The sequence below is a fragment of the Pseudomonas sp. 8209 genome, assembly GCF_028682105.1.
Classification (GTDB): Bacteria; Pseudomonadota; Gammaproteobacteria; order Pseudomonadales; family Pseudomonadaceae; genus Aquipseudomonas; species Aquipseudomonas palmensis.
Window position 1 is genome coordinate 48,649 of record NZ_JANIAH010000012.1, and the last position, 13,357, is coordinate 62,005.

Annotated in this window: 13 protein-coding genes; 8 read left to right on the forward strand and 5 right to left on the reverse strand. The window is 65.4% G+C overall.

Annotated elements, in window-relative coordinates:
• The first annotated feature begins 111 nt into the window (after window positions 1-111).
• From NP552_RS23110 to NP552_RS23120, 3 genes are all read left to right on the forward strand, one after another.
• The gene (locus NP552_RS23110; RefSeq protein ID WP_104572267.1) at window positions 112-1,116 is read left to right on the forward strand and encodes an amidohydrolase family protein; all 1,005 of its coding nucleotides are present in this window, start codon (window positions 112-114) and stop codon (window positions 1,114-1,116) included.
• A 60-nt stretch (window positions 1,117-1,176) separates the two neighbouring features.
• A complete protein-coding gene (locus NP552_RS23115; protein WP_253087366.1) occupies window positions 1,177-1,641 on the forward strand; it encodes a DUF3859 domain-containing protein in 465 nt (154 codons plus the stop codon).
• Between the two features lie 140 nt (window positions 1,642-1,781).
• Entirely contained in the window at window positions 1,782-3,407 is a 1,626-nt protein-coding gene (locus NP552_RS23120) for a methyl-accepting chemotaxis protein (RefSeq protein WP_274097195.1), read from the forward strand.
• A 141-nt stretch (window positions 3,408-3,548) separates the two neighbouring features.
• On the opposite strand, the gene fabB is transcribed toward NP552_RS23120, so the two are convergent.
• The 5 genes from fabB to NP552_RS23145 all read right to left on the reverse strand — a co-directional run bounded on the left by fabB (window position 3,549) and on the right by NP552_RS23145 (window position 10,428).
• Window positions 3,549-4,769, reverse strand: coding sequence for a beta-ketoacyl-ACP synthase I (fabB, locus tag NP552_RS23125; RefSeq protein WP_054915677.1), 1,221 nt, complete (start codon window positions 4,767-4,769; stop codon window positions 3,549-3,551).
• A gap of 11 nt (window positions 4,770-4,780) precedes the next feature.
• On the reverse strand, window positions 4,781-5,296 hold the full coding sequence (fabA, locus tag NP552_RS23130; protein ID WP_043863120.1) for a 3-hydroxyacyl-[acyl-carrier-protein] dehydratase FabA: 516 nt from the start codon (window positions 5,294-5,296) through the stop codon (window positions 4,781-4,783).
• Window positions 5,297-5,501: 205 nt separating this feature from the next.
• A complete protein-coding gene (locus NP552_RS23135; protein WP_274097196.1) occupies window positions 5,502-7,427 on the reverse strand; it encodes an ATP-binding protein in 1,926 nt (641 codons plus the stop codon).
• Window positions 7,424-8,317, reverse strand: a complete 894-nt coding sequence (locus tag NP552_RS23140; RefSeq protein ID WP_043863118.1) for an ABC transporter substrate-binding protein — start codon at window positions 8,315-8,317, stop codon at window positions 7,424-7,426. Before NP552_RS23140 ends, NP552_RS23135 begins: the two co-directional genes overlap by 4 nt.
• Entirely contained in the window at window positions 8,317-10,428 is a 2,112-nt protein-coding gene (locus tag NP552_RS23145; RefSeq protein ID WP_100634698.1) for a TonB-dependent receptor plug domain-containing protein, read from the reverse strand. Before NP552_RS23145 ends, NP552_RS23140 begins: the two co-directional genes overlap by 1 nt.
• Window positions 10,429-10,598: 170 nt before the next feature.
• On the opposite strand from NP552_RS23145, the gene NP552_RS23150 reads away from it, so the two are divergent.
• The 5 genes from NP552_RS23150 to NP552_RS23170 all read left to right on the forward strand — a co-directional run bounded on the left by NP552_RS23150 (window position 10,599) and on the right by NP552_RS23170 (window position 13,339).
• Window positions 10,599-11,624, forward strand: a complete 1,026-nt coding sequence (locus NP552_RS23150) for an NAD(P)H-dependent glycerol-3-phosphate dehydrogenase (protein WP_043863116.1) — start codon at window positions 10,599-10,601, stop codon at window positions 11,622-11,624.
• A gap of 16 nt (window positions 11,625-11,640) precedes the next feature.
• Entirely contained in the window at window positions 11,641-11,988 is a 348-nt protein-coding gene (locus NP552_RS23155; protein ID WP_043863115.1) for a DUF4389 domain-containing protein, read from the forward strand.
• Window positions 11,985-12,440, forward strand: coding sequence for a phosphohistidine phosphatase SixA (sixA, locus tag NP552_RS23160; protein ID WP_100634700.1), 456 nt, complete (start codon window positions 11,985-11,987; stop codon window positions 12,438-12,440). The genes NP552_RS23155 and sixA overlap by 4 nt, the downstream gene beginning before the upstream one ends.
• Window positions 12,441-12,466: 26 nt before the next feature.
• Window positions 12,467-12,910, forward strand: a complete 444-nt coding sequence (locus NP552_RS23165; RefSeq protein ID WP_043863113.1) for a hotdog fold thioesterase — start codon at window positions 12,467-12,469, stop codon at window positions 12,908-12,910.
• A gap of 81 nt (window positions 12,911-12,991) precedes the next feature.
• A complete protein-coding gene (locus tag NP552_RS23170) occupies window positions 12,992-13,339 on the forward strand; it encodes a hypothetical protein (RefSeq protein WP_043863112.1) in 348 nt (115 codons plus the stop codon).
• Window positions 13,340-13,357: the final 18 nt, after the last annotated feature.

Here is a 13,357-nt window from a genome sequence, read left to right on the forward strand (position 1 = left end):
GGGGCACCAGGGCGATGGAAATAATTGGAAGCATAACCTGCCCGGTGCCCGGGCTGAACCGTTGCGCCCGGCGGCAGGTCTACCCTGGGTCAATTGCACAAGGGGATTGCGATGTGGGCCAGGACGCTGGGGTGCCTGTTGCTGTCGGTGACGCTGTCGGGCATGGCCCAGGCGCGGGAGTACCGCTACAGCGACGCGCACCTGCATTATGTCGATTTCTTTCAGGAAAGCGCCGGCATGGACGAGTTGCTCAAGGCCATGGATGCGGCGCGTATCGATCAGTCGATGATCTCGGGTGTGGCGGTGGCCAAGAAATGGCATGAAGACGAGCCCAAGCGCCCGCGCTACTACGCCGGCGATGATGCCGCAGCCTACTGGTACAGCGCCACCGACATCTATGTGGCAGCGGCGCTGCAACAGTTGCCCGAGCAGCAGCGCCAGCGCTTTCACCCGTTTCTGACCGGCTTCAACCCGGTGGACAAGAACGCGGCCACCCATATCGAGCGCATGCTCGAGCTGTTTCCCGGCCTGTGGCAGGGCATCGGAGAAGTATTCACCCGCCACGACGACCTGACGGCGTTGACCAGCGGCGACACGCCACGGGCCAACAACGAGGCGCTGGGCCTCATCTATCAGCTGGCGGCCAGGCACGACATGCCGGTGCTGATCCACTCCAACATCACCTCCAAGCGCGAACGCAACCCGCTGTACCTGGAAGAGATCGAGCAGCCCCTGCGCGAGCACCCCGATACCCGTTTCATCTGGGCCCACGCCGGCACCAGCATGGAGATTCACCGCCACCAGACCCAGCTGGACTTTCTGCTGCCGACCCTGACGCGCATGCTCGAGCGTTATTCGAACCTGTACATCGACCTGTCGTGGAGCGTGCTCGAACCCTACCTGCTGGACGACAAGGGCGTGCCACGGCCCGAATGGGTTGCGCTGGTGGAGCGCTTCCCCGAGCGTTTCATGCTCGGTTCCGATGTGGTCGGCCGCTTCGCCAGCCTGGGCGAGCAACTGCACGGGTTCGACCGGTTTCTGGATGCCTTGCCCGAGGCCGTGGCGCACAAGGTGGCCAAGGACAACTTTCTCGCGGTACTGCCCAGGTCACGCTGATGTCATCAGCCTGTCATGCAAGCCCCATAGCCTGCCGCCATCAACCTGATGGAGAGCAGTATGTCGAAGAGTCGTTTGGGCGCCCTGGCCGCGCTGATGCTGGTGAGTGCGGTGGCCGGTGCAGAGGTGCGGGTGCAGGGGCCGGTGGAGTACGGCGTGTTCCAAACCCGCCACCAGGACTTCCAGCCCGGTGAACGGGTATTGACCCAGACCAACCAGACCCTGGAGCACACCGACCGGGTGCCGGCCCGTCTTGGCAGCAAATTCGGCCTGCGCTATCGCCTTGAAGGCAAGGTGGCCGAAGACACGCCCTTGACGCTGCTGTACCTGACCCCCGGGGTGATCACCCCCGACGGCCAGCGCCATGACAAATTCGAGGTGGTGCAGAAGCTGGTACCGGGGGCCGCGCAGGATGTCATGGCCTATGAATTTACCGAGCACCACGAAGTGGTACCGGGCCAGTGGCACTTCATGGTGTTCCAGGGGGACCGCCTGCTGGCCGAGCAGCGCTTCATCGTGCAATGAGGCATGCGCCGCCTGCGCTCGCAATGACAAGGCGTTTTGATATCACTTTTTCGTCTTACGCAAAAATCTCAAGGGCCGATACCTTCTAATAAGCACGTCAGCTGCATGACCGATGCAGCGCTTTTGGAGGGAACCGGAAGATGAGCTTGAGACGTTTGAACATTGCGCCGCGGGCAGGTCTGGGGTTTGGTCTGGTAGCGTTGCTGGTGTTTGCATTGGGGGCCTTCTCGCTCCTGCAGATGAGCAGCATGCGCCAGCAGTCCGAACAGGTCGACAGCAACTGGCTGCCCAGTGTGATCTCGGTGGGGCAGATCAGCCAGGACATGTTCCGGATACGGGCGCTGACCCTGCGCCTGCTGCTCAACAGCGACAACGCCGCGCAGCAGCAGACCCATTCACGCATCGAGCAGATCAAGGGCGAGCTGGGCAAGGAACAGCAACGCTACCAGGCCCTGATTGCATTGCCCGAGGAGCAGGCGCTGTTCGACCGCTACCTCAAGCTCGAGCAGCAGTACCTGGGCTATCAGGCACGGGTAGCGCAGATGGCCCTGCAGGGCCAGACAACGGAGGCGGTGGCGCTGGTGAACGGTGAGATGAACCAGCTGGCCGATCAGCTCACCACCACCCTCAACGAGCTGATCGCCCTCAACAACCATCACGCCAACATGGCCACCGAGCTTGCCGGCACGGTGTACGAGCGTGCCCGCGTGTGGGTGATCGGCCTGCTGGTGGCCGCACTGGTGCTCACCGTGGTGCTGGCGCTGACCCTGACCCGCAGTATCGTGCGCCCGCTGGCGCAATCGCTGCAGGTGGCCGAGGTGGTCGCCACTGGCGACCTGACCCCGCAGATCAACGTGGAGGGCAGTGACGAGCCGGCGCGCTTGCAGGCGGCCCTCAAGCAGATGCAGCAGAGCCTGCGCGACACCATCGGGCGTATTTCCGATTCGTCCAACCAGCTGGCCTCGGCGTCCGAAGAGCTCAGCGCAGTGACCGAGGACGCCACCCGCGGCCTGCACCAGCAGACCCAGGAAATCGAGCAGGCCGCCACCGCCGTGAACCAGATGACCGCCGCGGTGGAAGAGGTGGCGAGCAATGCGGTGGCCACCTCCCAGGCCTCGACCGAGTCCGATCGCATTGCCCGTCAGGGGCGCGAGCAGGTGCGCCTCACGGTAGCGTCGATCGAGGCGCTGGCCGATGGCGTTACCGCCAATGCCGCGGAAGTCGGGCAGTTGGCCGAGCAGGTGCACGGCATCACCAAGGTGCTGGATGTGATCGGTTCGATCGCCGAGCAGACCAACCTGCTGGCCCTGAACGCGGCCATCGAGGCGGCGCGGGCGGGGGATGCCGGGCGCGGTTTTGCAGTGGTGGCCGACGAGGTACGGGCACTGGCCCATCGTACCCAGCAGTCGACACGGGAAATCGAACAGATGATCGGTGGCATCCAGGAGGGTACCGACCGGGCGGTGGAGGGCATGCAGCAGACCAACCAGCGTGCCCAGGGCACCCTGGATGGCGCGCATGCGGCGGGTACGGCGCTGGAAGAGATTGCCACGGCCATCAGCCTGATCAACGAGCGCAACCTGGTGATCGCCAGTGCGTCCGAGCAGCAGGCACAGGTGGCGCGGGAGGTGGACCGCAACCTGACCAACATCCGCGACCTGGCGCTGCAGAGCTCGGCGGGGGCCAACCAGACCAGCGCGGCGAGCCAGGCGTTGTCGCAGCTGGCCATCGAGCTCAATACGCTGGTGGGCAGGTTTTCGGTGTAACGCCTTTGGCCGGCAAGGCCGGCCCCTACAGGCATCGCGTGCCCTGCAGGAGCCGGCCTTGCCGGCCAATTGCCCCGAAAGCCGCAAACAAAAACGCCCCGAACCAGTCGGGGCGTTTCTACAGCAGGGGCGAGCCCTTGCTTACTTGCCAGCCCAGCGCTTGAGCACCAGGGTGGCATTGGTGCCGCCGAAACCGAAGCTGTTGCTCATCACGGTGTCGATCTTGGCATTTTCGCGGGTTTCGCGCAGAACTGGCAGGTCGGCCACTTCCGGGTCCAGCTCGTCGATGTTGGCGGAGCCGGCAATGAAGTTGCCTTCCATCATCAGCATGCAGTAGATCGCCTCGTGAACGCCGGCAGCGCCCAGCGAGTGGCCCGACAGGCTCTTGGTGGAGCTGATGGCCGGGGCCTTGTCGCCGAACACTTCACGCACACCCTTCATTTCGGCAACGTCACCGACCGGGGTCGAGGTGCCGTGGGTGTTCAGGTAGTCGATCGGGGTGTCGACGGTGGACAGCGCCTGCTGCATGCAGCGGATTGCGCCTTCGCCACTTGGGGCAACCATGTCGTAACCGTCGGAGGTCGCGCCGTAGCCAACGATTTCGGCGTAGATCTTCGCGCCACGGGCCAGAGCGTGCTCCAGCTCCTCGACCACTACCATGCCGCCACCGCCGGCGATGACGAAACCGTCACGGTCGGCATCGTAGGCGCGCGAGGCTTTTTCCGGGGTGTCGTTGCGCTTGCTGGACAGTGCGCCCATGGCGTCGAACAGGAACGACTGGCTCCAGTGCTCTTCTTCACCGCCACCGGCGAACACCACGTCCTGCTTGCCCATCTGGATCTGTTCCATCGCGGTACCGATGCAGTGCGCGCTGGTGGCGCACGCCGAGGCGATGGAGTAGTTCAGGCCCTTGATCTTGAACGGGGTGGCCAGGCACGCCGACACGGTGCTGCTCATGGTGCGGGTAACGCGGTATGGGCCGACGCGCTTGACGCCTTTTTCGCGCAGGATGTCCAGCGCTTCCATCTGGTTCAGGGTCGAGGCGCCGCCGGAACCGGCGATCAGACCGGTGCGCGGGTTGGACACCTGCTCTTCGCTCAGGCCCGAGTCCTTGATCGCGTCCTGCATCGCCAGGTAGGCGTAGGCGGCTGCGTGGCCGACGAAGCGATAGACCTTGCGGTCGATCAGCTCTTCGAGGTTGAGGTCGATGGAACCGGAAACCTGGCTGCGCAGCCCCATTTCCTTGTATTCCGGGTTGAAACGGATGCCCGGACGGCTTTTACGCAGGTTTTCGGAGACGGTCTCTTTGTCATTGCCCAGGCACGATACGATGCCCAGACCTGTGATTACGACGCGGCGCATGCGAATAACCCTTAGAAATTTTCAGTGGAGGTAAATACACCGACCCGAAGGCCTTCGGCGGTGTAGATCTCGCGGCCGTCGACGCTGACCGAGCCATCGGCGATGGCCATGTTCAGCTTGCCTTTCAGGACGCGCTTGATGTGGATGTTATAGGTGACTTTCTTGGCGGTCGGCAGTACCTGACCGAAGAACTTCACTTCGCCCGAACCCAGGGCCCGGCCACGGCCTGGCAGGCCTTGCCAGCCCAGGAAGAATCCGACCAGCTGCCACATGGCATCCAGGCCCAGGCAGCCTGGCATCACCGGGTCGCCTTCGAAATGGCAGGCGAAGAACCACAGGTCTGGACTGATATCCAGCTCGGCGACCAACTCACCTTTGCCGTACTTGCCACCCTCTTGGCTGATGTGCGTGATGCGATCCACCATCAGCATGTTAGGGGCGGGCAGTTGCGCGTTACCTGGGCCGAACAGCTCACCGCGACTGCAGCGCAGCAGGTCTTCCCGGGTAAAGGCGTTTTGTTTGGTCATGCGAGCTCCTCAATAGTCACCGTGCGGCACGGGGTAGATCTTCCCGACCGACCCAAAAGCCTCAGGCTTGGGGCGGCAGCCTACACATAGACTATTGCGTTGTAGTGAAAGTCACAGCACAGGGGACGAAGATGTACACTTGTGCACTGAAATTTTTATGACAAGCCCGGCAAGGGCCCGGTTCAGTCTGTAAGACTGCCGCACTTTAGCATTTATCGCCAGTCACAGATGCCTGTGCGGGCAGCCAGCGTTGCAGAATCTGCTGCAGATCAATGCGTTTGAACGGCTTGGTCAGGTAGTCGTTCATGCCGGCGGCCAGGCAGCGTTCGCGATCGCCCTGCAGCGCGTTGGCAGTCAGGGCGATGATCGGCATGGCTGCGGCATGGGGGATCTGGCGGATGCGCCGGGTGGCCTCGTAGCCGTCGATGACCGGCAGGCGGCAATCCATCAGCGTGGCGGCAAAGCGCTGGCGGCTGGCCAGCGCCACTGCCTGGGCGCCATCGGCGGCCACGCACACCTCGAACCCCAGGCTGCGCAGCATGGCCTGGGTCACGGCCTGGTTCACCGGGTTGTCCTCCACCAGCAGGATGCGCCGGCCCTGGCCAGGGTCACTGTTGTCGGCCCTGGGCGCAGGCAGCGTGGGGTTCTGCTGCATGCATAGTGCCAGCGGCATTTCCAGGGTAAAGGTCGAGCCCCTGCCTTCACGGCTTTCGGCACGCAGCGTGCCGCCCATGCGCTCGGTCAGGGTGCGGGCGATAGACAGCCCCAGGCCGGTACCGCCGTAACGTCGTGAAATAGAACTGTCGGCCTGCTGGAAGGCAACGAACATGGTTTCCAGGTGCTCGCTGTCGATACCGATGCCGGTATCGCGCACCGCACAGGTGAACCAGATCAGTTGTCGGTCCAGTACCTGCCAGCGCGGTTCGATCTGCACGCTGCCGTGTTCGGTGAACTTCAGCGCGTTGCCGATCAGGTTCACCAGCACCTGGCGGATGCGGGTCGGGTCGCCGGCCACGCGCAACTGTTCCATGCCCGGCGGCAGTGGCGCCAGCAGCAGCAATCCGCGCTGCTGGGCGACATGCTGGAACGACTGCGTGCAACTGCCCAGCAGCTCGGCCAGGTTGAACTCGATGTGCTCCAGCTCCAGCGTCGTGCGCTCGATCCGCGAGAAGTCGAGGATGTCGTTGATCACCTTGAGCAGATGGCCGGTGGACTCGCTGGCCACGGCCGCGTACTCGCTCTGTTCTTCGCTCAGCGCGGTGGTCTGCAGCAGTTGCAGCATGCCCAGCACCCCGTTCATGGGGGTGCGCAGCTCGTGGCTCATCATCGCCAGGAAGTCCGACTTGGCCTTGTTCGCCTGTTCCGCTTCCTCGCGGGCCTGGATCAGCTGGGCGATGGCCTGTTGCTGCTCGTGGCTGGCTTGTGCCAGGCCGCTGGCCAGGTTGTTGATGTGGCGGGCCAGGTGGCCCAGCTCGCTGTCGTCGACCACCGGCAGCGGCGCATTGAAGTCGCCTTTCTGGATCGCCTTGACCGCGTGCCCCATGTCGCTGATCGGACGCGACAGGCTGCGCGCCAGGCGCCGTGCGAGGATGAAGGTGAACAGCAGGGCGAACAGGGCCAGGATCGCGGCCTTGATCACGATTTCCTGCTGGCGCTGGTTGAAGGCGTCATCGGACATGCCCACGATCACCCGGCCCAGGTAATCGTCCTTGCGGGTCGAGGCCGAGCCGCCGTTGTGCAGGAAATCGCTGTCCAGGAAGATCCGCTGCAGGCGGATAGGCGCCTGGAACACCTCGACCTGCTGGGGGCGGTTCTCGTGCTCGTCGGCCTGCTCGACATACACCAGGATGTGGTTTTCGCTGTCCTGCACTTCGAGAAAGCGCACATGCGGGATGGTCAGGGTGGCGCGCATCAGGCTCTCGAGCACTTCGTCATTGCCCGAAATGACCCCGTATTCCGAGGCCGGTGCCAGCTGGTTGGCGATCAGCTGGCCGGTATGGTTGAGCTCCTGGCGCAAGTCCTGGATGCGCACGAAGGTGAAGAAGCTGATCAGCAGCAACGTCAGCAGCAGGGCCGGCCCCAGGCTGATGATCTGGGTGCGGGTACTGATGTCCCAGGTCAGTTTTTTCATCGGTGCTTCTCTCCTGCGGCCACGGCCTGCTGTGCGGCCACCGGGTCTATCGCCTCGATGCCCAGGGCTCGGGCCACCTGCTGGTTGCCGGCCACGCGAAATCGCTCGGGGTACAACGTCCGCGGCCAGGCCGCCGGCGGCTGGTCGAGCAGGCGGTCGAGCACCGCCAGCCAGTCATGCTGGTCGCTCAGGGTACTGGCCAGCCCGCCGGCGCGCACGAACCCGGCATTCGGACCGATCAGCGGGACCTGGCGTGCATAGCTGCTCAGCAGCAGGTGCTTGGCCGTGGTGGCGTTGTACAGCAGTGGGTCGTCCAGGCCCAGTAGCACATCGCTGTTTTTGAGCACGGCCTGCAGCGGCCGATTGTCACGCGGGTCGGGCCAGGCCTGGGCGATGATCTCAAGGCGCAGCGCCTTGGCCGCCTGGCGCAGCTCGTCGAGCAGGAACCGGCTGTTCTCGGTATATAGCACACCAATGCGCCTGGCCTGGGGCAGCAGGTAGTGGGCCAGGCGCAACTGACGCGCGGGCGGCGGGTCGCTCCACAGCAGGCTCAGGTAGGACGGGCGTCGGTCGCCCAGGTGCCGGCTGGCCTGTACCCGGCTGACCCGCAAGGCCAGCGTCGGCGGGCCTTCGGCCTGTTTCAGGCGCCAGTCCAGTGCGGCCAGGTCGAGCAGAATCAGGCGCGTGCCCGGCTTGAGCCTGTGCCCGGCAGGCAGTTCTGACACGGCGGTGAAGCGCACGTGATCGGTGGGGCGCTGCGCGCGCAGGGCGGTGACGAAGTCGCGCACGCCTGCATTGCCCTGGGCGGCGGTAACCAGAATGTCTGCGGCCGCCAGTGCGCTCAGCGGCCACGCCAGCATCAGCACCAGGCAAGCGTGCAGCAGGCGCATCAGAATTCCAGCTCCGCGCTCAGGTACAGCACCTGCCGGCTGTCGTAGCGGTTCTGCCAGTTGCTGGTGGGCTCGTCATCCAGGCGTTGCTGAAGCATCCCGGCCAGCTCCAGGCTGGTGTTGCGGATGGGGATGCGCCTGGCCACGCGCAGGTCGACACGCTCGAAGCGGTACTGGTTGAGGGCGTCGTCGCCGTAGTAGAACACTGCGCTCGACCAGCCTCGGCCCCAGTCGCGCAGCCAGCCGGCCGAGCCGCTGTTGCGTGCGCTGAGGTGGCGGTCATCGGGGTTGCTGGCCCAGGCATCCACATAGGCGTAGGTCAGGCGCAGGCGGTCGGTACTGCGCAGTTGCCAGTCCAGTTGCGCCTCGCTGCCGGTGAAACGCGCCTTGTTGGCGTTGCTGGCGATGGGCCGGTTGTTGCGCAGCGGTTCGCTGACCATGCCGGTGAGCTGGTCATGGAACAGCTTGATGTCCAGGCTCAGGCCGATTTCGCTGAAAAAGCCGTTGTAGCCCAGCTCCTGCGAGCGCATGCGTTCCTGGTCGAGATCGCCCGGGCCGCGGGTGGTGACGAAGTACTCGGCGTGGCGCTGGCCGAAGGCGGCCGGGCGCAGGTTGTCGACGCGGTAGCTCCAGTTGACGTTGTTCTCGAACATGTCCGGCGAGCGTACCGCTTCCGAGTACACCGCACGCAGGCCGTGGCGCGGGGTGATCAGGTAGTTCACGGCCAGGCGCGGGGCCAGCGAGCTGCCCGCCAGCCGGGTATCCTCGAACATCGCGCCGCCCTGCACGATCCAGTGCTCGTCGGCACGCCACTCGAGCTGGCCGAACAGGCGCCAGGTGGTGTCGTCGAGGCTGCCATCGTAGTAGGTCTGCGAGTCGGCCCGGTCGTAGCGGTAGGCGATTCCGCTGACCAGGCGCAGGCTGTCGCTCAGGCTCAGGGTGTCCTGCAGCTCCAGGTCCAGGCGGCTTTCGCGGGTGCTCTGGTCGATGTCGCCGCACACCGGGTTGGCACCGCCGTTGTGCCACTGCTGGCGGACCTCGCGGGCCAGTGCCTGCTCCTGGTCGCTGCCGGGAGGAATCGGCGCGTCGATGTTGCGGGCCAGGCGTTCGGTATAGCCCGGGTTGAGCCGCCACAGCTGCGCCAGTTGCGGGCTGAAGGCGATGGCCGCATCGCACGCGCGCCACACCTGCTGGCGATCCCAGTGCAGCGCCGAACCCTGCAGGTACAGGCTGTGCCGCGGGTCCAGGTCGATGTTCCAGCGTACCGAGGCGGCGTAGTCCTTGGCATTCACGTCGGCGTTCGCCCCTGCGCCGCTAACGCCGGGGAACACCGGGGTGTAGGCATAGGGGCGCTGCTCGCTGCCTTCCTTGGCGGAAAACTGCCAGTCCAGGCTCTGCTCGGCGTTCAGCGCATGGCTGGCGCTCAGGCTCAGGCGGGTCAGGCGGCGGCCATCGCGGTAGTGCTGGCCCTGCGCGTTGTGGTCAAAGCCGTCGTCCTGCTGGCCCGACAGCGACAGGCGCAGGTCGCCGCCTTCCCAGCCCAGGCCCTGGCTGGCGTACCAGTCGTCGATGCCGCGCTGGCCGCGGATCACCTTGAGCCGCGTGCCATGGCTGTCGGCCGGGCTGCGGGTGAGGATGTTGACCACCGCCATCAGTGCATTGGCGCCATAGCTGACGGTGTTGGGCCCGCGGAACACCTCGATGCGCTCGATATCCTCCAGTGCCAGCGGGATATCGCCCCAGTCCACCGTCGCCAGCCCCGCGCGGTACACCGAACGGCCATCGACCAGCACCTGCATGCGCCGCGCATCGTTGACGCTGCTGCCGTGGTAGTTGGCCGCCGGCTGGTTGCCCGCGCCGTAGCCGACCATCATGCCGGGCACCAGGCGCAGCAGTTCGGGTACGTTGCGCGCGCCGCTGGCGCGGATCAGCTCACTGTCGAGCACGCTCATGCTGCCGGGCACCGCCGCCGGCGACTGCCTGAGGCGGGTGGCGGTCAGGATCTGCGGCAGCGCCTGGCTGTCGACGAACAGGTCGTCCGCCACCGCCGGACCGCCCAGCAGGGCAGTCAGCAGAACCAGCGGGCGCGAGGGGGGAGGGCCAAGATGCACGGCGCGGCCTTGATGGCGGGTATCGAGCGGGCATGTTAACCGAGTAGCCGGCTTTTTCCAGCGATCAAACCCGCATTGCTGCGGTCCAATCGCACATCTGGCGCTGGCCGTGGCCTTAACGCTCCGTATAATGCGGGGGTCGCCACTTTATTGGTTTTAACGGATTGGATATGACTGAACAGCAGCCTGTTGCAGTTCTTGGAGGCGGGAGCTTTGGTACCGCCGTGGCGAACCTGCTGGCCGAGAATGGTGTCGAGGTACGGCAGTGGATGCGCGACCCCGAGCAAGCCGAGGCCATGCGCAACAACCGCGAAAACCCGCGCTACCTCAAGGGCGTGAAGATCCACCCGGGCGTCGAGCCGGTCAACGACCTGCTGGCCACCCTGCAGGCCTGCGAGCTGATCTTCGTCGCCTTGCCGTCCAGCGCCCTGCGCAGCGTGCTGGCGCCCCATGCCGAGCTGCTGAGCAACAAGCTGCTGGTGAGCCTGACCAAGGGCATCGAGGCGCACACCTTCAAGCTGATGAGCCAGATTCTCGAAGAGATCGCCCCACAGGCGCGCATCGGCGTGCTCTCCGGGCCCAACCTGGCCCGCGAGGTGGCCGAGCACGCGCTGACCGCCACCGTGGTCGCCAGCGAGGACGAGCAGCTGTGCCAGCGGGTCCAGGCCGTGCTGCACGGGCGTACCTTCCGTGTCTATGCCAGCAACGACCGCTTTGGCGTCGAGCTGGGCGGCGCCCTGAAGAACGTCTATGCCATCATCGCCGGCATGGCGGTGGCGCTGGGCATGGGCGAGAACACCAAGAGCATGCTGATCACCCGCGCGCTGGCCGAGATGACTCGCTTCGCCGTCAGCCAGGGCGCCAACCCGATGACGTTCCTGGGCCTGGCCGGTGTCGGCGACCTGATCGTCACCTGCTCTTCGCCCAAGAGCCGCAACTACCAGGTCGGCCATGCCCTGGGCCAGGGGCTGAGCCTGGACGAGGCGGTCAACCGCCTGGGCGAGGTGGCCGAAGGGGTCAACACCCTCAAGGTGCTCAAGGCCAAGGCCGAGCAAGTGCAGGTGTACATGCCGCTGGTAGCCGGCCTGCATGCCATCCTGTTCGAAGGCCGGACCCTGAGCCAGGTGATCGAGCTGCTGATGCGCGGCGAGCCGAAAACCGACGTCGACTTCATTTCCACCAGCGGTTTCAACTGAATTACAGGAGCAGGGCATGAACGAGTCCCCAAAACAGGCGCAGCGCGAATCGATCATCTTGCGTGTGCTGTGGATGCTGGTGTTCCTACTGGTATGGCAACTGGCCGAGCTGCTGCTCGGTGGCCTGGTGGTGGTGCAACTGGTGTACCGGCTGATCTACGGCGCACCCAGTGCCAGCCTGATGAACTTCGGCGACAGCCTGAGCCAGTTTCTGGCCCAGATCGGTCGCTTCGGCAGTTTCCACACCGACCAGAAGCCCTGGCCGTTCGCCGACTGGCCCACCCCGCGCGCACCGGAAGGCGAAGCCGCCCACAGCGTGCCGCCTGCGCCACACCCGGCGCGTGACGAAGAGCCCAAGCTGTGAAGCTGTGGGTACTGCGCCACGGTGAAGCCGAGCCCCGCGCCAACAGCGACGCCGAACGCCGGCTGACCGCCCACGGTCGCGAGCAGGTGCTGCGCAGTGCCGCCCAGTTGCTCGGCTGCGCGCCGCAGGTGATCCTGGCCAGCCCCTATGTACGCGCGCAGCAGACCGCTGCGCTGGTCCACGAGGCGCTGGGTTTGGACAAGCCGGTGCAGACCGTGCCCTGGCTCACCCCCGAAAGCGACCCGCAGCAGGTCATCGCCGAGCTGGACAGGCTGGGGGTGGAGCAGGTGCTGCTGGTCAGCCATCAACCGCTGGTGGGCACGCTGGTGTGCCTGCTCGAGCATGGCCACCGCAAGGACCCCGCACCCATGGGCACCGCCAGCCTGGCCGAACTCGACGGCGACCACCCCCTGGCCGGGCTGATGACACTGCGCAGTCTCACTCCCCCCTGATCGCCAACCACGACAAGGAATGCTGCATGAGCCTCTGGAAAACCCAACCCGATATCGACCAGCTCAACGCCCGCCAGAAAGGCACCATCGGCGAAGTGCTGGATATTCGCTTCGAAGGCTTCACCGACGACTCCCTGAGCGCCAGCATGGTCGTCGACCAGCGCACCCACCAGCCGTTCGGCCTGCTGCACGGCGGCGCCTCGGTGGTGCTGGCCGAGAGCGTCGGCTCCATGGCCAGCTACCTGTGCATCGACACCACGCGCTTCTATTGCGTGGGCCTGGAGATCAACGCCAACCACCTGCGCGGTGTGCGCAGCGGGCGCGTCACGGCCACTGCCCGGCCCGTGCACATTGGCCGAAGCACCCATGTGTGGGACATCCGCCTGAGCACCGAAGACGGCAAGCTCAACTGCATCTCGCGCCTGACCATCGCCGTCATCGCGCTGGGCGACAACCCACCGGCGACCTGATATTTCTACCAGTTGTTGCCCATGCGCTGCCTTGCTAGCGTGCCCCCAGGACCCATCGGGGGCGCGAACAGGAGTTTGGCGATGAACACACCGGATCCGGAAATGGCAGGCTCGGCCTACTTCTACGACATCGTGCGCCAGGTCGAGCGTGCTCAGGCGCTGGATTTTGCCGAGTACAACGTGCTCAAGGACAGCGCCGAGGCCAAGCTCGACGAGTTGATGCGACGCCTGGAGGGGCTGCGCGAGCTCAGGCAATTGCGCGAGACGGGCCGCCTGATGGGGCATCAGTTGCAGGCCACCTGCCTGGCACTGCGCCGGGCCGAACTGAGCCGCGAGCACAAGCGCAAGGCACGTGATGCGCTCGAGTACCAGTTGCTGTACCTGCAGGCCTGCCTGCGCCGTTCGATCGCCAGCTTCGACGCGAATTGACCTGATCGTCGTGCTCCC